The 21880-nt window shown below is 69.9% G+C and carries 19 protein-coding genes; 9 read left to right on the forward strand and 10 right to left on the reverse strand.

The genetic code is table 11. From position 1 onward, the window contains the following. Positions 1 to 140: 140 nt before the first annotated feature. Positions 141 to 1157, reverse strand: coding sequence for an aspartate-semialdehyde dehydrogenase (locus ACNFOC_RS23950; RefSeq protein WP_416961156.1), 1017 nt, complete (start codon positions 1155 to 1157; stop codon positions 141 to 143). Between the two features lie 315 nt (positions 1158 to 1472). Between ACNFOC_RS23950 and ACNFOC_RS23955 the strand changes: the two genes are divergently transcribed. After that, positions 1473 to 1994: a sigma-70 family RNA polymerase sigma factor gene (locus ACNFOC_RS23955; RefSeq protein WP_416961157.1), complete on the forward strand. Its 522-nt coding sequence runs from the start codon at positions 1473 to 1475 to the stop codon at positions 1992 to 1994. Position 1995: 1 nt separating this feature from the next. Continuing rightward, positions 1996 to 2799: a hypothetical protein gene (locus tag ACNFOC_RS23960; RefSeq protein WP_416961158.1), complete on the forward strand. Its 804-nt coding sequence runs from the start codon at positions 1996 to 1998 to the stop codon at positions 2797 to 2799. 127 nt (positions 2800 to 2926) lie between these two features. Here the strand turns inward: ACNFOC_RS23960 and ACNFOC_RS23965 are convergent, their stop codons facing one another. Continuing rightward, entirely contained in the window at positions 2927 to 6229 is a 3303-nt protein-coding gene (locus ACNFOC_RS23965; protein ID WP_416961159.1) for a S8 family serine peptidase, read from the reverse strand. 113 nt (positions 6230 to 6342) lie between these two features. Beyond that, positions 6343 to 6882 (reverse strand): CGNR zinc finger domain-containing protein, encoded by a 540-nt coding sequence (locus tag ACNFOC_RS23970; RefSeq protein WP_416961160.1) that lies wholly within the window; start codon positions 6880 to 6882, stop codon positions 6343 to 6345. 109 nt (positions 6883 to 6991) lie between these two features. Here ACNFOC_RS23970 and ACNFOC_RS23975 point away from each other — a divergent pair, with 109 nt between their 5' ends. The 5 genes from ACNFOC_RS23975 to ACNFOC_RS23995 all read left to right on the forward strand — a co-directional run bounded on the left by ACNFOC_RS23975 (position 6992) and on the right by ACNFOC_RS23995 (position 12190). Then, positions 6992 to 7441 carry a VOC family protein gene (locus tag ACNFOC_RS23975; RefSeq protein WP_416961161.1) on the forward strand — a complete coding sequence of 150 codons (450 nt, stop codon included), beginning with the start codon at positions 6992 to 6994 and terminating at the stop codon, positions 7439 to 7441. A 20-nt stretch (positions 7442 to 7461) separates the two neighbouring features. Beyond that, a complete protein-coding gene (locus ACNFOC_RS23980; RefSeq protein ID WP_416961178.1) occupies positions 7462 to 8352 on the forward strand; it encodes a pyridoxamine 5'-phosphate oxidase family protein in 891 nt (296 codons plus the stop codon). Between the two features lie 101 nt (positions 8353 to 8453). Then, positions 8454 to 8912: an NUDIX hydrolase gene (locus tag ACNFOC_RS23985; protein WP_416961162.1), complete on the forward strand. Its 459-nt coding sequence runs from the start codon at positions 8454 to 8456 to the stop codon at positions 8910 to 8912. Positions 8913 to 9164: 252 nt separating this feature from the next. Further along, positions 9165 to 10937, forward strand: coding sequence for a TIGR03767 family metallophosphoesterase (locus ACNFOC_RS23990; protein ID WP_416961163.1), 1773 nt, complete (start codon positions 9165 to 9167; stop codon positions 10935 to 10937). 125 nt (positions 10938 to 11062) lie between these two features. Beyond that, complete coding sequence (locus tag ACNFOC_RS23995) at positions 11063 to 12190, forward strand: serine hydrolase domain-containing protein (protein ID WP_416961179.1); 1128 nt, start codon at positions 11063 to 11065, stop codon at positions 12188 to 12190. A 135-nt stretch (positions 12191 to 12325) separates the two neighbouring features. Here the strand turns inward: ACNFOC_RS23995 and ACNFOC_RS24000 are convergent, their stop codons facing one another. Genes ACNFOC_RS24000 through ACNFOC_RS24015 form a run of 4 tightly spaced genes read right to left on the reverse strand, consistent with a single transcriptional unit; the run spans position 12326 to position 14621 of the window. Then, positions 12326 to 12982 carry a M15 family metallopeptidase gene (locus tag ACNFOC_RS24000; RefSeq protein WP_416961164.1) on the reverse strand — a complete coding sequence of 219 codons (657 nt, stop codon included), beginning with the start codon at positions 12980 to 12982 and terminating at the stop codon, positions 12326 to 12328. Further along, positions 12960 to 13418, reverse strand: coding sequence for a hypothetical protein (locus ACNFOC_RS24005; protein WP_416961165.1), 459 nt, complete (start codon positions 13416 to 13418; stop codon positions 12960 to 12962). The genes ACNFOC_RS24000 and ACNFOC_RS24005 overlap by 23 nt, the downstream gene beginning before the upstream one ends. Positions 13419 to 13430: 12 nt before the next feature. Next, positions 13431 to 14198 (reverse strand): hypothetical protein, encoded by a 768-nt coding sequence (locus tag ACNFOC_RS24010; RefSeq protein ID WP_416961166.1) that lies wholly within the window; start codon positions 14196 to 14198, stop codon positions 13431 to 13433. A 54-nt stretch (positions 14199 to 14252) separates the two neighbouring features. Then, positions 14253 to 14621: a hypothetical protein gene (locus ACNFOC_RS24015; protein WP_416961167.1), complete on the reverse strand. Its 369-nt coding sequence runs from the start codon at positions 14619 to 14621 to the stop codon at positions 14253 to 14255. Between the two features lie 880 nt (positions 14622 to 15501). On the opposite strand from ACNFOC_RS24015, the gene ACNFOC_RS24020 reads away from it, so the two are divergent. Beyond that, positions 15502 to 16710: a glycosyltransferase gene (locus ACNFOC_RS24020; RefSeq protein ID WP_416961180.1), complete on the forward strand. Its 1209-nt coding sequence runs from the start codon at positions 15502 to 15504 to the stop codon at positions 16708 to 16710. 124 nt (positions 16711 to 16834) lie between these two features. Here ACNFOC_RS24020 and ACNFOC_RS24025 read toward each other — a convergent pair whose 3' ends face one another. After that, entirely contained in the window at positions 16835 to 17884 is a 1050-nt protein-coding gene (locus ACNFOC_RS24025; protein ID WP_416961168.1) for a hypothetical protein, read from the reverse strand. 304 nt (positions 17885 to 18188) lie between these two features. Further along, positions 18189 to 20801: an aminopeptidase N gene (gene pepN / locus ACNFOC_RS24030; protein WP_416961169.1), complete on the reverse strand. Its 2613-nt coding sequence runs from the start codon at positions 20799 to 20801 to the stop codon at positions 18189 to 18191. A gap of 136 nt (positions 20802 to 20937) precedes the next feature. Here pepN and ACNFOC_RS24035 point away from each other — a divergent pair, with 136 nt between their 5' ends. Then, positions 20938 to 21591 carry a mycothiol-dependent nitroreductase Rv2466c family protein gene (locus ACNFOC_RS24035; RefSeq protein WP_416961170.1) on the forward strand — a complete coding sequence of 218 codons (654 nt, stop codon included), beginning with the start codon at positions 20938 to 20940 and terminating at the stop codon, positions 21589 to 21591. Between the two features lie 12 nt (positions 21592 to 21603). Here the strand turns inward: ACNFOC_RS24035 and ACNFOC_RS24040 are convergent, their stop codons facing one another. After that, on the reverse strand, positions 21604 to 21837 hold the full coding sequence (locus ACNFOC_RS24040) for a hypothetical protein (protein ID WP_416961171.1): 234 nt from the start codon (positions 21835 to 21837) through the stop codon (positions 21604 to 21606). Between the last annotated feature and the right edge of the window lie 43 nt (positions 21838 to 21880).

The following is a 21880-nucleotide window of genomic DNA, read 5'->3' on the forward strand; positions in this document are numbered from 1 at the left end:
TACCGGTCTCATACGCGAATCTTCACGACTCCGGACACCCGGCTCACCAGGCGTGATTAGCGTCCCCTGTCGTGCACTTGGCAGAAACGCCCCTTGAGGATGGGACGGGTAGGGGCGGCGGGGGCGAAGAACTCCCGGCGTCAGCCCTTCAGCTCCACCGCCACCAGCTCCGCGATCTGCACCGCGTTCAGCGCAGCGCCCTTGCGGAGGTTGTCGTTGGAGATGAACAGGGCCAGCCCGTGCTCGACCGTCTCGTCGGCGCGGATGCGGCCGACGTACGACGGGTCCTGGCCGGCCGCCTGGAGAGGCGTCGGGATGTCGGTCAGGGCGACACCCGGGGCGCCGCCGAGCAGCTCCGTCGCGCGCTCGACCGAGATGGGGCGGGCGAAACGGGCGTTGACCTGGAGGGAGTGCCCGGAGAAGACCGGGACGCGCACGCAGGTGCCGGAGACCTTGAGCTCCGGGATCTCCAGGATCTTGCGGGACTCGCTGCGGAGCTTCTGCTCCTCGTCGGTCTCGTGCAGGCCGTCGTCGACGATCGAACCGGCGAGGGGGAGCACGTTGAAGGCGATCGGCCGCTTGTAGACCTGCGGCTCGGGGAAGTCGACCGCGCCGCCGTCGTGGGTCAGCTTGTCCGCGTCGGCGACGACCTTCAGCGCCTGCCCGTGCAGCTCGGCCACACCGGAAAGCCCGGAACCGGACACCGCCTGGTACGTGGCGACGACCAGCGCCTCGAGGCCCGCCTCCGCGTGCAACGGCTTCAGGACCGGCATCGCGGCCATCGTCGTGCAGTTCGGGTTGGCGATGATGCCCTTGGGGCGGTCGATGATCGCGTGCGGGTTCACTTCCGAGACGACCAGCGGGACCTGCGGGTCCTTGCGCCAGGCGGAGGAGTTGTCGATGACGACCGCGCCCTGCGAGGCGACCTTCTCGGCCAGCGCCTTCGAGGTCGCGCCGCCCGCGGAGAACAGCACGATGTCGAGCCCGGAGTAGTCCGCGGTCGCCGCGTCCTCCACCGTCACGCCGTCCAGGACCGTCCCCGCCGAACGGGCCGAGGCGAACAGACGCAGCTCGGTGACCGGGAAGTCCCGCTCCACGAGGATCCTGCGCATGACCGTGCCGACCTGACCGGTGGCTCCGACGATTCCGACCTTCACGGCGACTCCCTTTACGTGCGTTCTACGTGGTCCAGCGCTTCCATGATGCGTCTCACCCGTGCCCGCGTGTCCAATCCTTTCGCCGCCCGGCCCGAGGAGTGGGACGCGACACCTGACCGCCCGCGGCCCGATCCTGCGGCGACGGCTCCGCGCGCTGCGAGAAATCCGCCCCGCACCGGCTCAGGACCGCAAGCCGTCCCGCCCGCCGGTGTGATCCACGCCTCCGGCCGCCGCCGCGGAAAACTCCTCCTCGCCCGGCCGAACGTTTCCGGGCCCTGCGGCGTCGTAGAGGAAACGCGGTGAGGGGGGTGGCTTGTGCTGCGCAGAAAGGCCCGCCGGGTCCAGGAGGACGACGATCCTCTGGACGCGGCCCAGGAACGGCGGGTGCGGGCGGTGCTCGCGCTCGGCGGGGTGCCGCAGGCGGATCTGCCGGACGGGGTCCAGCAGGTGCGACTGCGGTTGCTGGAGCGGGCGGCGAAGGGCGACGAGGCGCCGCGCGACGTCTCGGCGTGGGCGGCGGTCGTCGCCTCGAACCTCGCCATGGACTGGCACCGCGCCAAGCGCCGCCAGGAGCGGGTGGGGGAGCGGCTGGCCTCCCTGCGCCAGCTGGAGCACCCCTCCGGCGAGGACACGAGTGTCCTGTCCATGGCGGTGGCGCAGGGCATGGACGAACTGCCCGACCAGCACCGCCAGGTCCTCGTCCTGCGGTTCTTCGCCGACCTGCCCGTGCGCGGGATCGCCGAGGAACTCGGCATCCCGGAAGGCACGGTCAAGAGCCGGCTGCACTCCGCGGTCCGCGCCCTGCGCGACCGCCTGCACGAGGACGAGGTGGTGTGACGTGACCGCCGAACGGGATGAGCACGAGTACGACGGCGACGAGTACGACGGCATGGACGCGCTGATGGCCGCGATCATGGACGAGCCCCTGCCGGACGCGGCCCGCGCGGACGCCGGGTTCATGGCCGAACACAGGGTCGCCACGGCCGAAGTGGCGCTGTTGAGGAAGCAGTTGGGGCTCATCGGCCACGCGCTCGCCGAACCGCGACCGGAACCCGAAGCCGCACCGAAGCCGAAACCAGTGCCGAAGCCGGTGCGTGCCGTGCGCCTCGCCCGCCGCCGCCACCCCGGCCTGCGCGCCCTCGCCTACGGCACCCTCGCGCTGGCGGTCGTCGCCACGATGATCACCGGGATCTCCTGGCTGGCCGCGCACAACGGGGGCATGACCGCCGACTCCAGCAGCAGCGCGGACCAGGGGGCGAAGACCAGCTCGGGCGCGGCGCCGGAGAACGGCTCCGCGGCCCCGGGCGCGCTGTCCGACCCGGAGCTGTACGTGGCCTGCTCCCGCCTCCTCGTCGAGGGGACGGTGACCGGGGTGAAGCCGGGCTCCGACCCCCGCAAACGGATCACGCTCGCCGTCACCCGCTCCTACCGGCCCGCCCACGGCCCGGCCGACGTCACGGTCGTGCTGGCCGCGGGGGCGCAGCCGGCGCCGCGGCAGGGGCAGCACGTGCTGGTCGGGGTCCCGAAGGGCTCGGACACGGCGACCCTCTGGGCCGTCGGCGACGACGCCGTCGCCACGGACGGTGCCGTGATCGCGGAGGCGCTGGCCGCACCCGGCACGACCACCTGCCCGACCGGCTGACCGGGAAAGGGAAGGGGCGGGCGCCCGCACGGACGCCCGCCCCCTCACCGCCGTAGCGGCATACGTACTACGACAGCCACATACGTACTACGACAGCCACATACGTACTACGGCAGCCGCATGCGTACTACGACGTGACCTTCTCGATCTTCACGCTGCCCAGGCCCGCGACCGTGCCGCGCGCGTTGACCAGCTGGACCTGGCCGAAGAACTCGCGTCCCGCCGGAGCGGGGGCCAGGGCGGTGACGCTGCCGGAGACCGTCGCCGAGGCGCCCGTGGCGAGCTTCACCGGCGTCGAGTCGTCGACGGTGACCGTGCCGAGCGCCGGGGAGAAGAACACGTCCAGGTAGTCGTACGCGGTCGAGCCGGACGGCACCGAGTAGCCGATGACCTGGACGGTGTACGTACCGGCGGCCGGGTCGGCGACGGAGACCGCCTCCTCCGAGTCACCGTCGGCGGAGTTGCCGACCTCCGTGCCCGCGGAGTCGTACACGTACAGGTCCAGGTCCGCCGCCGTGTCCGAGACGTTGCCGATGGCGACGTCCAGGGAGGTGGCGCCGGCGGGGACGTCGACCGTGGTCGTCTGGGTGACGCCCTCGGTGATGGTGGGCCGCGCGGTCAGCGAGGAGCCGAGCGGGCCGCCCTTCAACGTGCCGTCCAGCGCCGCGAAGTTGTTCGTCACCTTCCAGGAGGCGGTGGCCGGGACGCCGACCTTCGCCTCGGGCACGGTCACGGTCTCCGGGTCGAAGGCCGCGCCGAGGACGGTGGCGTCCAGCTTGTACGGGTTGTCGAGCAGCGGCGAGGTGCGGCGCGACTCGACCTCGATCTCCCAGACGCCGGCCTGCGGGTCCGCGTACGACCGCACGTCGGGCTTGCAGCCGTTGCCGTCCAGGTAGTTGTTGTAGCAGTACGGGGTGCCGGTGTCCTCGACCGGAACGCCGTACGGGTGGATCGAGATGAACCGCGTCTGGCTCTTGTCCTTCAGTCCGCTGATCGCGACCTCGAAGGCCTTGGCGCCCTCGGGGACGGTCACGAAGTACGACTGCGTGCTGTTGCGCTGCACCGAACTCGACGTGGAGTAGGTGTAGTTGACGGGCGACGAGACCACGACCGTGGTGAGGATCTGCTTGTCGAGGCCCTCGGTCTTCGGGTCGTCGACCTCCAGGATCGCGCTCTTGATGCCCGAACTCTTCGGCGCCGCCTGCACCTTGACCGTGACCGGCTGGTTCAGCGGGAGCTTGACCTCGTCCGAGCCGACGACCTTGAAGGTGTCACCGGCGTTGTTCTCGAAGTGCAGCTCGTGCCGAACCGCCTTGTCCGCACCGGTGGTTCGCGTGATGGTGATGTCGTACGTCTTCTTCGCGCCGGCCTTGAGGCCGCCCTCGCGGTCGTAGAGACCGGTGCCGAAGCCGGGCGTCTTGAGCGCGAAGTCGATCGCGGTGTCGACCGGGGCCTTCACCGTGTACTCGTGAGACGTGGCGCCGTCCTTGATGGACTTCCACGCGTCCACGATGTTGATGAGGCCCGCGCCCTCCTCGTACGCCTGAACACCCTTGATGTGATCGGCCGTTGAGGTCAGCGCCGTGCGCAGGGTCGCCGGGGTGAGGGCGATGTTCTTCTGCTTGGCGGCGCTCAGCAGCAGCGCCGAGGCGCCCGCGGCCTGCGGGGAGGCCATCGAGGTGCCCTGGAGCATCGAGTAGCCGGCCGGCAGCGTGTAACCCGCCTCGGGGACCGGGGAACCCGGCAGCCAGGTCTGGGTCGAGTTGATCGCCGCGCCGGGCGCGACGAGCGTCGGCGTGAAGCCGCCGTCCTCACGCGGACCGCGCGAGGAGAACGGCAGCAACTGGTACGAAGTCGCCACCTGGGAGCCGTAGTTGGCGGCCCAGGTCTGCTTCGAGATCGAGGCGCCGACCGAGATCACCTTGTCGGCCAGGCCGGGGTCGCCGATCGTGTTGGCGCCCGGACCGGAGTTGCCGGCCGAGATCACGAGCTGCACGCCGTAGGTGTCGATGAGGCGCGTGTACAGCTCGGCGCGCGCGTTGTTGCCGTCGTTCAGCGCGGGCAGGCCGCCGATCGACATGTTGACGATGTCGACACCGCGGTTGGCGACGAGGTCGATCATGCCCTCGGTGAGCGCCACGTTGGTGCAGCCGCCGGTCCAGGTGCAGGCGCGCGAGGAGACGAGCTTGGCGCCCGGCGCCTCACCGTTCATCTTGCCGCCGAACAGGCCGTTCGCCGCGGTGATACCGGCGACGTGCGTGCCGTGCTCGGACTCGATGACACCGATGTTGACGAAGTCGGCGGTCTTGCCGACCCAGGACCCGCCGTACGGGTCCATGGGGACGTCCTTGCTGATCTGCACGACGAACGGCTGCCGCTCGACGACGTCCGTCGCCGGGTTGTCGGTACCGAAGTAGCCGATCTGGTAACCGTCCTTGTACGGCTTCATCGGGGCGTCGTCGGCGAAGTCGTGGTTGTTGTTCAGGTCGACCGTCACCGTGCCGGCCGCCGGGTCGTACAGGACGCCCCACGAGTCGGTGGTGTCACCGTCACGGTTCGCGTCACCCGCTGCGTCACCGCCGGTGGTGTACGACTCCTTGAACGTGCTGATCTCGTACGACCCTGTCGGCGCCGTCCAACTCAGGCCGCCGTAGGTGAAGTTGGGGCCGGAGACGGCCGTGATCATCGGGCGCCAGGTCTGGTCGCCGTCGACGATCGGGTCGGTCGAGGTGACCCAGTCGACGATCTTGCGCTCGCCGGTGGTGGTCTTCTGGAGCGCCGGGTGGCCGAGGTCGACGCCGGAGTCGAGGATGCCGATGGTGATGCCGCGGCCGTCCGCCTTCGGGTTCTTCTTCACGAAGTCGACGGCGCCCGTCTCGAAGGACGGGTTGTACGGGTTCTCGGCGGGGGTGTTCTTGTTCGGCGCCGGGTAAGTGGTCGTCGCCGTGGCCTTGTTGGCGCTCTTGGCGCCCTTCGCGGTGTCCGCGCTCGGCGTCGGATCGTCGAGGGCGATCTCCTGCCGGAGGTCGATGGCGTGCACCGAGGGCAGCTTCGCGGCGGCGGCGATCGCCGAGTCCGCCCTGCCCGTCGGGACGGTGGCGCGGACGTAGCCGAGCTTGTCGTAGGCGCGGCCCACGGAGCCGCCCTTGACCGCGTCCAGCTGCTGGGCGACCTGCTCGGTCGCGCCCGGCGCGGTGGCGATCATCATCGTGACGTTCTTGTCGCCGTCGGCCTTGGCCGTGGCGAGCAGATCGGCGTCGTCCGAACCGAGCTTGGCGGCGGCGGACTTGACGGTGCCGTCCGCGGGTGTGGTCGCGGACGGTGCGTCGGCGGAGAAGGCCATGGGTACGGGCCCTGCCGCGGAGAGCGCGGCGACGAGACCGGCGGCCACGGATATTCGGGCCACGCGTCTCTGGTGGGAGAGGGTCATCGGCATCCCTTGTAGGTGAAGAATCCAGTGCCGGACGAGGGCACAGCTTTACCCAAGGGACGGTTGTTTGGGAAGAGTTGACCGAAACGCTATGAACGTATGGGGAAAACCCCCTATTCGTGCCGCGGGTTCGAACGTGCGTAGTGGCGGGACGCCTTCGCGCGGTTGCCGCAGGCCGCCATCGAGCACCAGCGGCGGGTGCCGTTCCTCGACGTGTCGAAGAAGCGCAGGACGCACGCCTCGTGGGCGCAGCGGCGGATGCGGTCCGGGGCGGTGGAGAGCAGTTCCAAATAGTTGCGGGCGGCGAGCCAGCCGGGGCCCCACCGGGGGTCGCCGAACTCGGCGGTCTCGCCGGGGCCTTCGGCGGTGAGCGTGGCCCGGATCCGGCCCTGGTCGAGGACGAGGTCGAGGTCCTCCGTGCGGGAGTCCTCCACCGCCGCGTGCAGCGCGTCGCGCGCGATCCTGGTGTGCAGCAGGGTGATCGGGTTCGCCTCGAACCGCTGGTCGAGCCCGGTCGAGCCGAGCCATACGGCGAGCCCGCGAGGGTTGGAGAGCAGGTCCTGCACCGTCCCGTCCCGCATCCACCGCGTGTTGAGCAGGTCGAGGGCGAGCGGTTCGCCGATGAGCGGCCGGGGGTCGGGGTCGGTGGTCATGGAGAAGCTCCCTTCTGATCTAACCGGTCAAGAGTACGTGAACGGTTGACCCTCTCGATTCTAACCACTAACGTCATCGACAACGGTTATATCGGAGGAGGGGCTTTTCATGACCCTGCACACCGGCCACGTCGGCCTGAACGTCACCGACCTCGACCGCTCGCTCGCCTTCTACCGCGACGTCCTCGGCTTCGCGGTCCTCGCCGAGGGCAAGGACGACGACCGCCGTTACGCGTTCCTGGGCGACGGCACCGGCGACCACCCGGTCCTCACCCTCTGGCAGCAGGCGCGGGGGCCGTACGGCGGCGACCGCGCCGGCCTGCACCACCTGGCGTTCGCGGCCGACTCGATCGAGCGGGTCCAGCGGTACGAGGAGGCGCTCAAGGCCTACGGCGCCGAGTTCGCGTACGAGGGCGTGGTCGCCCACCGCGAGGGCGCGGCCTCCGGCGGCATCTTCTTCCACGACCCGGACGGCACCCGCCTGGAGATCTCGGTGCCGGCCGGCGCGGAGGACGCCCCGGCCCCGAACGCCGAAGCCCCGACCTGCGGTTTCTTCTAGCCATGGAAGCCACTGAGGCCATGGGCACCTATCACGCGGGCTCCCGCGCGGTGCAGGACCGGGTGGGGGTGCGCGAACTCGCCGACCACGTCGGCCAGATCATCGGCCAGGGGATCAAACCCGTGGCCGCCGCCTTCCTCGAACTCCAGCCCCTCCTGATCCTGGGCGCCGCCGACCCCGCGACGGGCCGGCTGTGGGCCTCACCGCTCATGGGCGCCCCCGGGTTCGTACGCGCGACGGGCCCGCACCAGATCTCGATCACCGGCGGCACCCGCCCGACGGACCCCCTCACCTCCGCCCTCGCCGCCGCACACGACCTGCCGGTCGGCACGATCGCCCTCGACCCCCGCACCCGCCGCCGTATGCGAGTCGACGGCCGACTCCGGCGTACGGCACGGGGATTGGCGATCGAGGCGGACCGCGTGTTCTCCAACTGCCCCAAGTACATCCAGCGGAGAGAGTCCTACGAGACGCTCACCGACCGCGAACCCGCCCCGCCCCGGCACGCCACCGAACTGACCACCTCCCAGGCCGAGTTCATCGCCGCGGCCGACACGTTCTTCCTCGCCACCGTCCACGAACACGGCGCCGACGCCAGCCACCGGGGCGGCAACCCGGGCTTCGTCCAGGCGACTTCACCCCGAGAGCTGACCTGGCCGGACTACGCGGGCAACGCCATGTTCCTGAGCCTGGGCAACCTCATCACCGACCCGCGCGCGGGACTCCTCTTCCTCGACTGGACGACGGGCACCGCGCTCCAACTCACGGGCGAGGCAAGGCCGGAGTTCGACGGAGACGGGGAGCGCAGGGTGCGTTTCACCCTCACCGAGGCCATCGAGACCCCTGCCGCACTCCCACTGCGCTGGTCCGCCCCCGAATACTCCCCTGCCAATCCAACCCCGGCGCGTTAATGCCCTGAGGGGCGCGGGGAACTGCGCGACCAGCCACAACGGCGCGGCAGCCAACCAACGACACATTGCGGCACTCTCAGCGGAGCGCTTAGCGTCACCGGATGCGCAAAAAGCTGAGAGTCGCCGCCTACGCCGTCTGCGTCCGGGACGGCCAGCTCCTCCTGGCCCGTTCACCGGCCGAGCGCGGGGGCTACGAGTGGGTACTGCCCGGCGGCGGCATGGACCACGGCGAGCACCCGAACGACACGGTCGTACGGGAGCTGGAGGAGGAGACCGGCTACCACGTCGAGGTCACCGGTTTCCTCGGCATGGACTCGATCCACCACGTCATTCCGTGGCGCCACCGACGCAAGGTGGACCAGCACGGCCTCCGGCTCGTCTATGAGGCCAGGATCGTCGGCGGCGAGCTGCGCAACGAGATCGGCGGGTCCACCGACATGGCCGCCTGGCACCCGCTGGACGACGTACCCGGCCTGACCCGGGTCGGGTTGATCGACGTGGCGCTGCGGCTGTGGCGGGAGCGGCCGGCCGTAGGGCGGGTCGAACGGGTTCCGGAATAGCTTCAGTACCCCGGCAGATGAACACGGAGTAGCCGCCTCCCGGCGGTCCGACGAGCGTTCACGAACGCACAGGGGGCGCCAAGATCCACGTACGGTGATCGGCGCTGCGCGTTGCCGTCTCGTTTACGCGCAGGTCATCCCCGATGCCAAGCATCCAGTACGAGCGGGAAGTTCGCGACCGCGATCGGAAACCGATCGCCGCGAACACCCGCGACCACTGCCGACGCAGTTCGTACTCGGGGAGATCGCGCCATGTCGCGCACACGCTCTGTCGCCAGCTCCGCGCTGGGGGTCAACCGCCGTACCGTCCTCGCCGCCACCGCGGCCGTGTCCGTCTCCGCGGGCGTCGGATACGCCCTACGGCCCACCGACAGCCAGGCCGCCACCGCCACCGCCGATGCCGCCAACGCCGCCGCCGAGGCACCCGTCGCACACTCCCGCATGGCGCCGGCCGCACCCCTCGCGCCGTACACCAAGGGCACCACCCTCGCCACGGTCGCCGCCCCGCGCGCCGGCTCCGGGTACCGCCGCCTCGGCGACGGCGCCGGCTGGAAGCGCGTCGTGCGCGGCGACCTCGCCAACGCCAAGTCCGGCCGCGCGGGCCGCCGTACGGCACTCGCGTCGTTCGTGCAGTTCACCGACCTGCACCTGATGGACACCCAGCACCCGCTGCGCCTGGAGTACCTGCGCTCGACCGACAAGCACGCGTGGCGCCCGCACGAGGCGCTGACCGTGCAGGGCGGGATCTCGCTGGTCGAGCGGGTCAACGCGCTGCGCGGCGCCCCGGTGACCGGCTCCCCGCTGCACTTCGTGATGACCACCGGCGACAACACGGACAACAACGCCAAGTCCGAGCTGGAATGGTTCATGAAGATCATGAGCGGCGGCCGCTTCACCCCCAACACCGGTGACCCGCGCCACTACGAGGGCGTCCAGAACAGCGGCCTCAAGCTGTACTGGCAGCCCGACGCCACCCTGCGCGACGGCGACAAGCAGGTCGGCTTCCCGCACCTGGGGGGCTTCCTGGCGGCCGCGATCCGCGAGGTCCGCAGCCCCGGCCTCAACCTGCCCTGGTACTCGACGGTCGGCAACCATGACGCGCTCCCGCTCGGCTGCTTCGGCTCGCACGCGGACCCGTACCTCACCGAACTCGCCATCGGCGGCAAGAAGTTGATGACCGCGACCGCGGCCGAGGCGAAGAAGCTCCAGAACTCGATCCGGGAAGCCAAGGACCCCAAGGGCACCGGCTACCGCGACTTCCTCAAGGCGCACGCCCGCTCCGCGCGCTCGATCACGCCGGACGAGAACCGCGCCCCCTACACCTCCGCCGAGTACCTCAAGGCCCACCTCGACCCGGCCTACCAGGGCCTCGGCCCGGTCGGCCACGGCTACTCCTCCGCGAACGTCGACGCGGGCACCCAGTACTACGCGTTCCGCATAGCCGACGACGTGATCGGTATCAGCCTCGACACCACGGACGCGGGCGGCCACTACGAAGGGTCCATCGGGGCAACGCAGTTGAGGTGGCTCGACAAGACACTCCGCGACAACAAGGACTCGTACGCGGTGATCTTCAGCCACCACACCAGCAAGACGATGGACAACACCCGCCCCGACCCGGCGCACCCCACCGAGCGCCGCTACGAGGGCTCGGCGGTCATCGCCCTCCTCGGCAGCCACCCCAACGTGCTGGCCTGGGTCAACGGCCACATCCACCGCAATGTCATCACCCCGCACTCGGCGCCCGACGGCCGCAGCTTCTGGGAGATCTCCACCGCCTCGCACGTCGACTATCCCCAACTCGCCCGCGTCATCGAGCTGGTGGACAACAAGGACGGCACGCTCTCCCTCTTCACCACGCTCATCGAGTCCGCGGCCCCGCACCGCACCGACTTCTCCGACCTCACCCAGACCGGCCTCGCGGCCCTGTACCGCGAACTGTCGTACAACGCACCGGGTTCCAGCACGGCCCTGGGCGGCGACGCGAAGGACCGCAACACGGAACTGCTCCTGAAGAAGGGCTGAAACCGGCTCAACTGGCTTACACCCGGGCAACCTTGGCCACATGCCCTCGGGTCCCTCCCTCCGACCGAGCCGAACCGGGCTCGACGAAGGGGGAAGACATGGGACTGAGAGTTCGTACGGCACTCATGGCGACGACGGCGTTGGCACTGTCGGCCGTCGCCCTGGCGGGACCCGCGACGGCGGCGGAGCCCGCCGGGAAGGGCCAGGACCACACCGCCACCCGCAAGGCCATCCAGGCGGCCGTCGACATCGGCGTCCCCGGCGTCACGGCGACGGTGAAGGACGGCCGCGGCACCTGGTCGACGACAGCCGGTGTGGGCAACCTCCGCACCGGCAAACCGCGTTCGGCCGACGACCGCTACCGGGTGGGCAGCATCACCAAGACGTTCGTGTCGACGGTGATCCTCCAACTGGAGGCGGAGGGACGCCTGTCGCTGGACGACACAGTGGAGAAATGGCTGCCGGGCGTGGTCCACGGCAACGGCCACGACGGCAGCAGGATCACCCTCCGCGAACTCCTCAACCACACCAGCGGCATCTTCAACTACACGGCGGACGACGACTTCGGCCGCACGTACTTCCTCAAGGACGGCTTCTTCCAGCACCGTTACGACACGAAGAGCGCGGCCGACCTGGTGGCGATCGCCATGTCCCACAAGCCGGACTTCGCCCCGGGCACGTCGTGGAACTACTCCAACACGAACTACGTACTCGCCGGGATGGTGATCCAGAAGGTCACCGGTCACTCGTACGCGACGGAGATCCGCCACCGCATCATCGACCCGCTGAAGCTGACGGCGACGTCACTCCCGGGTACGACGCCGACGCTCCCGCGCCCCAGCAGCCGCGCCTACGGCAAGCTCGCGGAGACGGCGACGGGCCCGACGTACGACGTCACGCAGCTGAACCCGGCCCTGGCCTCCTCGGCGGGCTCGATGATCTCCGACTCCGCGGACCTGGACCGCTTCTACAGCGCCCTGCTGCGGGGCAGGCTGCTCCCGGCGAAGCAGCTGAAGGAGATGAAGACGACGGTGGCGGCGGACGAGAGCCCGAACATGCGCTACGGCCTCGGCCTCGTCGACATCACTCTGCCCTGCGGCGTCCACGTCTGGGGTCATGACGGCGGCATCCACGGCTCGACGTCGGCGGCCGCGACGACGGCCGACGGCCGCCATGCGCTGGCGTTCAACTTCAACGGGGACTGGTCGGGGGACGCGGGGGCGGTGGTGGTGGCGGAGTTCTGCGGGACGTGACGGCTCCGCGCGGGTAGTTGCGGGTAGCTGTCGAGGAGGAGCGCCCGGCTGTCCGGCCGGGCCCCGTCACCCCGTCAAGGCCGGAACGGCTGAGCTTCGACGGGGCTCGGCGGCAACGGGACTGAACGAACGGGACTACTGGTAACGGGCGGCGAGCCGACGCCTGGCAGGGGCGAAGGCGTCGATCGACCCGGCGCCTTCACCAGGCGTGTCGTTCCATCCCCGGATGCGGGCGGCGAGACGCTTCAAGCGCGGGTCTCCGGGCCCGACGTCGATGTGGAAGTGGGACTGCTTGACCGGCTTCAGGTCCCCTCCCCAGGTCACGAGGCCCTCGCAGTCGGCGACGATGTCCGCGACGACGATCCGTTCGGTCGCGTTCATGCCGGTGTTCTGGACGTCGGCGCCGAGCGGGTAGTACAGGGGTCGGATCGCGATGGCGGTGCCCGACAGGTGGTTGGACTCGAACGGGGCGCCGACGGTCCGGTCGGTGGTGTGCCCGAGGACGTCGCCGGCCCTGAGCATGTCGATCTCGTACGCGAACCGGCGAGCCACGTGCAGGAGGACCGTCGCCGCGTCTCCCGTCGCCAGGGAGACCTCGACGCTCGTGCCCTCCACCTGGTACTTCGTGGCGTGGCCGAGGACCGGCCAGCCGTTCGCGGACCAGGGCTGCTTCCACTGGCGCCCTCCGGAAGCGGGGGCGGCCTGCGCGGGCCCGGCAGTCGTCAGGGCGATCGCCGCCCCGGCTCCGATACCGAGGCCGAGAGCCCGTCTACGCGTCAAGCTCGATGTCACGAGGAGCCTTTCTGTCCTTGGAGCGTCTGATGAGGAGCAGAGCGCAGCAGACCAGGAAGCAGGCCAGCCCCGCGTAGAGCAGGGGCGAGACCCAGAACCACACCGCTTCGGTGCTGTGGCCGCTGGTCCAGTGGCAGGTGATGGACGGAGGGAAGCTGTCCACGTTCACGGATGTCAGGCTGCCGTCCCGCCCGATGTCCCTGTATGTGCCGTCTCCGTTCTTGTCCGCGCACACGTCGAGCGGGTTCGCGAAGGCGAGCCCGTAGACGGTTCCGGCCCCGTAGGCGGCGATCGCGGCGGCGATCCCGATCACTGCCCAGCGGGCCGGCCGCGAGGGCTTCTTCCTGCTCACCCACAGCGCGTAGGGAATGGTGCCGACGGCGAAAAGGAGGACGGTGATCGCGGGTGGGCCGAAGAACGTGAACAGAGACACCATGCACCTGACATTTTAGTGTGGGCTGAGGAGCCGTTGCTGGTTCGCCCGGTACTCGGCCCGTCGGAGGGTTTCCGTGGAAGCGTGCTGTACGAGGTTGTCGCCGAACGCGTTGCACCAGTCGTCGAGTTGACCGGAGGGCAGATTGACCGGCAGCAACGTGAGGAGGCCGCCGTACCTGGTGATCAGCGTGGCGCGGCCGGCCACCAGGATCGCCCCGTCCGTGCTGGCGGGAGAGTCGGTGAGGATCTTCTTCGCCTGGGCGGCCGCCTCGCTGATGGTGCCGCCGAACCGCTGGCTCACGTCCCTGAACCGGGTCAGACCGCCGCTGCCCACGTAGTGGTCGTGGACGGCCTCGACGATGGTCTTGCCGCCGCGTACGGCCTGGGCGAGGAGATAGCCGTCGGCGTCCTCGACGAGGTCGGTGAATCCGAACGTGGACGCGACACCGATCTTGCCCATCTTGTCGCCGATGTAGGTCGCGCCGGAGGCGTACGAGTCGTGGTCGCGCCGCCATTCGCCGTACAGGGTCATCAGATCGCCGCCCCAGCCGGCGACGTCGCCGAGGCTGATGTCTCCCTGAGGGTTGGGCCTGAGGTACTGGCCGTTCGCCGTGGCCATCATGTGCTCAGGTCCGAGGTCCTGGCCGGTGAACGGGTCCTTGAACTCGGTCCAGATGCCCATGTTGTGGTCGTTCGCATACGCGATGAAGCCGGGGTTCGACGGCCCGATCAGTGACCGCCACGGTGCGTCGTCGTATCTGGCGCTGCGGAGGTATTCCATGACGAGTTGGTTCGGGTCGACCTTGCCGTAGGCCTTCGCCTGGAGCGATCCGCTCTAGGAGAGGCCCATGTCTCCCTGCATGTGCTTGACGGCCAGCGTGATGTCCGGGTCGTAGAAGCCGGTGTCGCTGTAACCACCGGTGTAGCCCTTGCAGAACAGGCCGTATCGGATGATCTTGATGATGTTGTTGTTCTGCGCCCAGCCACTGCCGAGTTCACCGAGTGCGGCCAGTTTGGCGATGGTGCCGTCGCCGAAATTCGCGACCACGGGGCTGATGCCGAGTTCCTTCTGTAACCCCATGATGAGGGAGTACATGGTGGACCAGCCGGTCGTGCCGGTTTCCGGGCATCTCTGATAGCCGGGCACGCTGCCGTACGTCCCGTTGACCCATTTCTGTGCTTCGAGGACTTTCGCGTCGGCCATGCAGGAACTCCTGAACTGTTCGACGGGTGAGGGAGGCAGGGCGGACGGCCGGGGCGGACCGAGGGGCCTTGTCGGAGAAGGCGTGGGGCCGTGGTGCGCGTCGCGCGGTGTCTACGCGGGAGGCAGGTGACCGGGGTCCTTCACGGTCGACCCGGTCGACTCGGTCGGCCACGAGGTGCCGGACTGCCCGGCCCTGCGGTGGCGGAGGTCGACGAGATCGCGGAAGCGGACAGCCAGGTGCGCAAGGCGGTGATCCCCCGTGGTGAAGGCACAAGGAAACCGGCCTGTGGCGGCACGCGCCTGTGTGGTCCCCGTTGTGCTGAGCGTCCAGCGGTCGTCTGCTCCCGTCCCGCCCGGACGAGGCGGGCACGCAGTTCCCCAACTGACCCGGGAGCAGGCGTCACTTTAGACACACGGACAGCAGGCGACACAAGAGCACAAGACCGCACACGGCGGGAAACCGATCTGCCCACGCGTAAGCGGAATCAGCGATCACGGAAGTGCCCCATGCGTCCGCCAGGGAAAGCGGAGTCGGCGGGCCGGCCGGCTCATGGCGCAAACGCGCCTCACCCTCCTCACTCTCCTCGCCCCCCCTCACTCTCCTCGCCCTCTGGAACTGGCCCGGCGACATCGCCGACGCCGTCCGAATCCCTTGATTGGTTTCTGCGCGGAGACATCGGAAAGTCGGTTCGCGTCCAGCTCGCCGTACGCCTCCGTACCAATTGACTCCCGGATAACCAATCGGACCCAGACACGAGACGCCCAGTTCATTCCGACGAAATGTCCGTGCCGCCTCATAACGGCTAACCCGCTGTTCACGGGGATGGCTCGATTCATACGCAAGGCGGGTGGTCGTGTGCGCGCTAGACACGAGCTGCACGTGCTGTCGGTCTACGAAGGCTTCTTCTCCGGAGGAGCCCGAATTGTCCACAGCGACGTCGTACTGGGACTGGTGGAGGGCGGCCAGCACCATACGGTGCTCAGCATCCACGGAGAAGTACACCGAGAAGCAACCCGGCAGGCCATGGAGAACGACGCCTGCTATCAGCGACTGACCGCGGCCGGCGTCGGCGTCTCGACCCTCGGCCGCAGCTTCGGCGGGGGTGATGATCAGGCCACGGTGGGGTTCACCGGGCCCGAGCTCGCCGACGCCGCCCGTGCCCTCGCGGACGCCGACGTCGTCCTGTCGCTCAAGGAGCAGCCGCTCTCGCTGCTCAACCAGGCGGGCCTGCCCCGCCGCCCCGTCGTCGTGGGCCTGCACCGTTCGGATCCCGAACACTCGGGCACCGCCGTCGACGAACTGAAAGCCGCCATCGCCGACGGCAAGGTCGTCGCCGCCGTCTGCTGCGCGGAGTCCACCCGCGACGCCTACCAGGCCGCCGGCATCCCGCCCGAGGTCCTCCACGTCATCCCCAACGGCGTGGATCTGCTCCGCTTCCGTCCCGATCCCGCCCGGCGGCTCGCCCTGCGCGCCTCCCTCGGCATCCCGGACACCGCCCCCGTCGTCGTCTTCGCCGCCCGCTACGCCACGATGAAGAACATCCCGCTCTTCCTCCGCGCCGCCCACGCGTGGCTACGGCGCGAACCCGCCGGGCATGTCCTCATGTGCGGCGCGGGCATGACCGACCACGACCAGCCCGCCCTCTCCGCCGACATCGACGACACCTTCGGGGAGGACCGGGCACTTCTCACCGACCGGCTCCATCTCCTCGGCGTACGGCGGGACATGGAGACCGTCTACGCCGGGTCGGACGTCGTCGCGCTGACGTCGTCCTTCGGCGAGGCCGCGCCCCTGTGCCTGATCGAGGGCATGATGTGCGGGGCCGTACCCGTCGCCACCGACGTCGGCGACAGCGCGTCCATCGTCGCCGGGCACGGCATCATCACGCCCCCAGACCCGGACGCCGTAGCGTCGGCCTGGACCGAGGCGGTCGTCGGCCGCGCGGAGTTCGCCAAGGCCCACGCCCGCAGCCGCGAACGCTTCAGCCGTACGCGCATGATCGCCTCCTACGCCGCCCTCATCGACGGCCTGCACGCGGGACACACGACGACGAGCGCCGCTCCGCCGCCGTTGCCCGAGCCCCTGTAGGACACACGACAAGACACACGACAAGGCACACGACAAGACACACGACGGACGGCACACATGAGGAGGGGCCACCGACCCCCCGGTGGCCCCTCCTCTCCCCTCCTGATCCCGCCCCGGTCCGTCACTACCGGGGCAGCACCACGACATACGCGGCCGGATCGCGGTCCGCCGACGCCATGAGCGCCGTACGGACCACCGCCGCCTGTTGCTCCATCGCGTCCCGGAGCTTCTTCGGGGTGATGTGGACGACCGTGATGCCGAGCCGCTCCAGGTGCTCGCGCTTGCGGGCGTACTCCGACCACAGGGCGTCGTCGTCCTGCCGATGGCCTTGGCGCGGCGCACGCGTGTCCAGCTCCACGGCGACCGCCTGCTCGGGCCAGTACGCGTCCAGGCCGCCCAGGTGGGGGCCGCCCGGCAGCCTGAGGTCGACGTTCCACACCGGGTCGGGGAGGCCGTGCTCGCTCACCATCCGGTAGAGGCGGTCCTCCGCGATCGCGCGTCCCTCGGCCAGCAGCGAGTCCACCGCGTCCACCACGTGCGGGCGGCTCAGCAGCTTGGCGTTGTTCAACTCCCGTACCACCGCGGCCGGTTCGCAGTGCCCGCCGCGCACCGCCTCGGTGAGCAGCCCGCGTACCGCGTTCGCGTCCGACAGTTCGGCCACGGCGTCCGCGAGGGCCCGCGGCACCGGGGCGACCGGGACGCCCTTCACCTGCCGCGCGGCGGGGAGCGACGCGGTACGGACGATCCGCGCGCAGCCCGTCGAGCGCAGCCGGCGCATCCGGGGGACCAGGACGTCGATCTGCTTGAGCGTGGCCAACTCCGGGGCGGAGGTGAAGCCGTGCAGGGTCAGCGCCGCCAGGCCCGTGACCATCGTCTCCGTGTACGTCGGCCGGTGCGGGCCGTCCGCGCCGGGCTGGACCGGGACCCCCGCCGTCCGCTCCCGCGCCGCGTAGATCAGCACCGCGTGCAGCCGCTCCTCGCCGGTGGGCGGGCCGGAGTGCAACAGGACGACGCCGGGGAGGAGTTGCTGCCACGGCCCGTCGGGACGGCATTGCTCGTTCACCTCGGCGGCCGGGACGCCGTGCGCCCGGAGCTGAGCGGTCGTCAGCACGCGGCGGTGCACCTCGGAGAGGTGGCTGAGGGGGCGGGGGGAGAGCGGGGTGTTGTGGTTCATGCAACGGGGTTTCCCGCGCCGGATCCGGTCCCTAACCGCTGTTACACGCCCGTCGACAAATCCGGACAACGCGGTACTAAAGGACAGGCGTTCGGATGCCGAGTAGGCGCCGAAAACCCCTGGTCCGGATGGGGTGGACCAGGGGTTACGGGGTCGATTACCTGTATTCAGTAACGGTGACGGAGAGGCCAATCACAGGCCAACGATCAGCCCGCAGCCGTCAGCCGTCAGCCGTCAGCCGTCAGCCGTCAGCCGTCAGCCCTCGGCCCTCGGCCCTAAGCCGTCAGCTTTCAGCCCGCAGCCGTCAGCCTTCAGCACCGCGCCCCTCGTTGTCCGCCGCCTGCGCCCGCAGCGCCCGCGCCAGGTCGTCCCGCGACTCCAGCACCAGCCGCCGCAGCGCCGGCGCCGCCCCCTCGTGGGACGTCAGCCACGCGTCCGTCGCGTCCAGCGTCGCCTGCGCGTCCGCCGCGGCCGGGTACGCCGGGAACAGCCCCCGCACCACGTCCACGCCGATCTGGATCGACCGCTCCGTCCACACCCGCTCGATCGCCGCGAAGTACTTCTCCGTGTACGGCGCCAGCAACTCCCGCTGCGACGGCTGCGCGAACCCCGCGATCGTCGCCTCGACCAGCGCGTTGGACAGCGCGTCCGACTCCACGACCTGCGCCCACGCCTGCGCCTTGACGGCCGCCGAGGGGCGGGCGGCGAGACAGCGGACCTGGTGGCGCTTGCCGGACGCGGTGTCGTCCCGGGCCAGTTCGGCGGCGACCACGGCCTCGTCGGCGGCGCCGTGCGCGGTCAGCGGCTCCAGGAACGCCCAGCGCAGCTCCTGGTCGACGGCCAGGCCCTCGATCTTCTCCGTACCCTCCAACAGGGCGTGCAGCAGCGCCAGTTCCTCCGGCGCCGACGCCACCGACGCGAAGAAACGCGCCCACGCCAACTGCTGCTCGCTGCCCGGCTCGGCGTCCCGCAGATCCCGCAGCGCGATGTGCGCCAGGATCTTCGCGCCGGTCTCGCGCCACCACGGCGGCGAGTAGTTCACCAGCGCCGAGTTCGCCCAGGCGTGCAGCATCTGAAGGACGCCGATGTCACTCTCCCGGCGCCCGAACCGCGCCACCAGGTCGATGAAGTCGGGCGCGAGCAGCAACGCGTCCCGCGTCATGTTCCACAGCGCCGACCAGCACAGCGCACGCGCCATCGGGTCGGTGAGCGCGCCGAGGTGCTCGCGCAGCGTGTCCAGCGAGGTCGCGTCGAAGCGGGTCTTGCAGTACGTGAGGTCGTCGTCGTTGACGAGCACCAGCTCCGGGGCGTCCGCACCGGCCAGCTCCACCACGACCGTCCGCGGACCGTCGACGTCCACCTCGGCCCGCTCGTACCGGACGAGCTGCTTGCCCTCCATCCGGTAGAGGCCCACCACCACCCGGTGCGGGCGCAGTTCGGGGTGCGACTCCGCCGCCTCCTGGAGCACCGTCAGCTCGGCGACACGGCCGCCCTCCACGTCCAACACCACTTGCGGAGTGAGGGAGTTGACCCCGGCCGTCTGCAACCACGACCGCGACCAGGACGCCATGTCCCGCCCGCTCGTCTCCTCCAGCACCGACAACAGGTCACCGAGGCGCGTGTTGCCGTACGCGTTCCGCTTGAAGTAGCGGCGCGCGCCCTCCAGGAACGCGTCCTGGCCGACGTACGCCACCAACTGCTTCAGTACGGAAGCCCCCTTGGCGTACGTGATGCCGTCGAAGTTCAGCTTCGCGTCCTGGAGGTCGCGGATGTCGGCGGTGATCGGGTGCGTGGAGGGGAGCTGGTCCGCGCGGTACGCCCACGCCTTGCGGCGGTTGGCGAAGGTGATCCAGCCGTCGGTGAAGCGGGTCGCGCCGACGAGCGCGAACGCGCCCATGAAGTCGGCGAAGGACTCCTTCAGCCACAGGTCGTCCCACCACTCCATGGTGACGAGGTCGCCGAACCACATGTGCGCCATCTCGTGCAGGATCGTGTTCGCCCGCCCCGAGTACGACGCCTGCGTCACCTTCCCCCGGAAGATGTACTCCTCGCGGAACGTGACGAGCCCCGGGTTCTCCATCGCGCCGAGGTTGTACTCCGGCACGAACGCCTGGTCGTACTTCCCGAACGGGTACGGGTAGTCGAAGTGGTCGTGGAAGAAGTCCAGCCCCTGCTTCGTCACCAGGAACACGTCGTCGGAGTCGAAGTACGGCGCCAGACCCTTGCGGCACATCGCGCCGAGCGGGATCTGAAGCGTCGTACCGTCGTCGAAGGTGCGGGAGTAGGAGTCCGTGACGTAGTGGTACGGGCCCGCGAGGAACGCCGTGATGTACGTCGAGATCGGCTTCGTCTCCGCGAACTTCCATACGCCGTCGGTCAGTTCGCCGACACCGTTGCTCCACACCGTCCAGCCCTCGGGCGCCCGCACCTCGGCGCGGAACGGCGCCTTGAGGTCCGGCTGCTCGAAGGTGGTGAAGACCCGGCGCGCGTCGGCCGGCTCGTACTGCGTGTAGAGGTAGATCTCGCCGTCCTCGGGATCGACGAAGCGGTGCATGCCCTCGCCGGTACGGGAGTACGCGCACTGCGCGTCGACGATCAGCTCGTTCTCGGCGGCCAGGTCCTCCAGCTGGATGCGCGTGCCGTCGAAGACCGCGCCCGGGTCGAGGTCCTTGCCGTTGAGCGAGACGGCGGTGACGGCCGGTGCGATCAGGTCCGCGAAGCTCGCCGCGCCCGGCTCGGCGCAGCGGAACCGGACCGTCGTCACGGAACGGAAGGTCCGCGGCCCCTCCGCGGTGCCCTTGCCCCCGGCGGAGTCACCCACCGCCGAGCGCAGGTCGAGGGACACGTCGTACCCGTCGACGGACAGCAGGGCGGCCCGCTCGCGGGCCTCGTCGCGGGACAGATTCTCACCGGGCACGGAGGCACTCCCTCGGATGGCGTTCGATATGCGGTCAGGGCCGATCCTGCCATGTGCCCCTGACGCCGAACACCTGGGAATGAGGTGGGGAGAAGCGGTGTTGCCGTGGGGAAACGGCCGTATTCCGAGGAGCGTCATGTCTGAGACCGCCAAGACCCCCGTGGACTTCTGGTTCGACCCCCTGTGCCCCTGGGCCTGGATGACCTCCCGGTGGGTGCTGGAAGTGGAGAAGGTCCGGGACATCGAGGTCCACTGGCACATCATGAGCCTGGCGGTGCTCAACGAGCCCAAGCTGGACGAGCTGCCCGAGGAGTACCGCGAGCTGCTCGCGACCAAGGCCTGGAAGCCGATCCGCGTGGTCACCGCCGTCTGGCAGAAACACGGCGCGGACGCCCTCGGCCCGTTCTACACCGCGCTCGGCACCCGCATCCACAACAACGGCGAGGGCCCGACCGTCGAGGCGATCGCCGGCGCGCTCGCGGACGTCGGCCTGCCCGCCGACCTGATCGACTACGCCGACCAGGAGGACTTCGAGTTCGACGCCGAGCTGCGCGCCTCCCACAAGGAGGGCATCGACAAGGTCGGCCAGGACGTCGGCACCCCCGTCATCGCCGTCCCCGGCCCCGACGGCGAGCAGATCGCCTTCTTCGGCCCGGTCGTCACCCCCGCCCCCAAGGGCGAGGAAGCGGCCCGCCTCTGGGACGGCACCGTCGCGGTCGCCTCGGTCCCCGGTTTCTACGAGATCAAGCGCACCCGCACCAAGGGCCCGGACTTCAGCAACCTGGTGTAAGCACGGCGGTGCTCACTCCGGGGCGGCGGCCTTCTCCTCACGGAACTTCTCGGGGAGATCACCGCCGCCTCGCGCGTTGAACGCCGGCTGGTACCGCACACAGCCCTTGACGGCGCAGCGCCACAGATCCCCGACGTAGTGCCGGGGCCCCTTCTCCTCACGGACGGCGGCCTTCTCGGCGTCGGCCATCTTCTGGAAGTCCTGCATCCCGACACAGTTCGGGCACCACCGTCGAAGCACCGTCATGAACTCCTCCTCGCCACGCACGGCCAGGCCGGTAGTACACCGC

The sequence above is a fragment of the Streptomyces colwelliae genome (genome assembly GCF_048158785.1).
GTDB lineage: Bacteria > Actinomycetota > Actinomycetes > Streptomycetales > Streptomycetaceae > Streptomyces.

Coding starts and splice junctions, on each gene's coding strand:
- ACNFOC_RS23965 (WP_416961159.1), bottom strand. CDS start 6,229: ATGACCCTCTCCCACCAGAGACGCGTGGCCCGAATATCCGTGGCCGCC.
- ACNFOC_RS23970 (WP_416961160.1), bottom strand. CDS start 6,882: ATGACCACCGACCCCGACCCCCGGCCGCTCATCGGCGAACCGCTCGCC.
- ACNFOC_RS23975 (WP_416961161.1), top strand. CDS start 6,992: ATGACCCTGCACACCGGCCACGTCGGCCTGAACGTCACCGACCTCGAC.
- ACNFOC_RS23980 (WP_416961178.1), top strand. CDS start 7,462: ATGGGCACCTATCACGCGGGCTCCCGCGCGGTGCAGGACCGGGTGGGG.
- ACNFOC_RS23985 (WP_416961162.1), top strand. CDS start 8,454: ATGCGCAAAAAGCTGAGAGTCGCCGCCTACGCCGTCTGCGTCCGGGAC.
- ACNFOC_RS23990 (WP_416961163.1), top strand. CDS start 9,165: ATGTCGCGCACACGCTCTGTCGCCAGCTCCGCGCTGGGGGTCAACCGC.
- ACNFOC_RS23995 (WP_416961179.1), top strand. CDS start 11,063: ATGGCGACGACGGCGTTGGCACTGTCGGCCGTCGCCCTGGCGGGACCC.
- ACNFOC_RS24005 (WP_416961165.1), bottom strand. CDS start 13,418: ATGGTGTCTCTGTTCACGTTCTTCGGCCCACCCGCGATCACCGTCCTC.
- ACNFOC_RS24010 (WP_416961166.1), bottom strand. CDS start 14,198: ATGGAATACCTCCGCAGCGCCAGATACGACGACGCACCGTGGCGGTCA.
- ACNFOC_RS24015 (WP_416961167.1), bottom strand. CDS start 14,621: ATGGCCGACGCGAAAGTCCTCGAAGCACAGAAATGGGTCAACGGGACG.
- ACNFOC_RS24025 (WP_416961168.1), bottom strand. CDS start 17,884: ATGAACCACAACACCCCGCTCTCCCCCCGCCCCCTCAGCCACCTCTCC.
- ACNFOC_RS24035 (WP_416961170.1), top strand. CDS start 20,938: ATGTCTGAGACCGCCAAGACCCCCGTGGACTTCTGGTTCGACCCCCTG.
- ACNFOC_RS24040 (WP_416961171.1), bottom strand. CDS start 21,837: ATGACGGTGCTTCGACGGTGGTGCCCGAACTGTGTCGGGATGCAGGAC.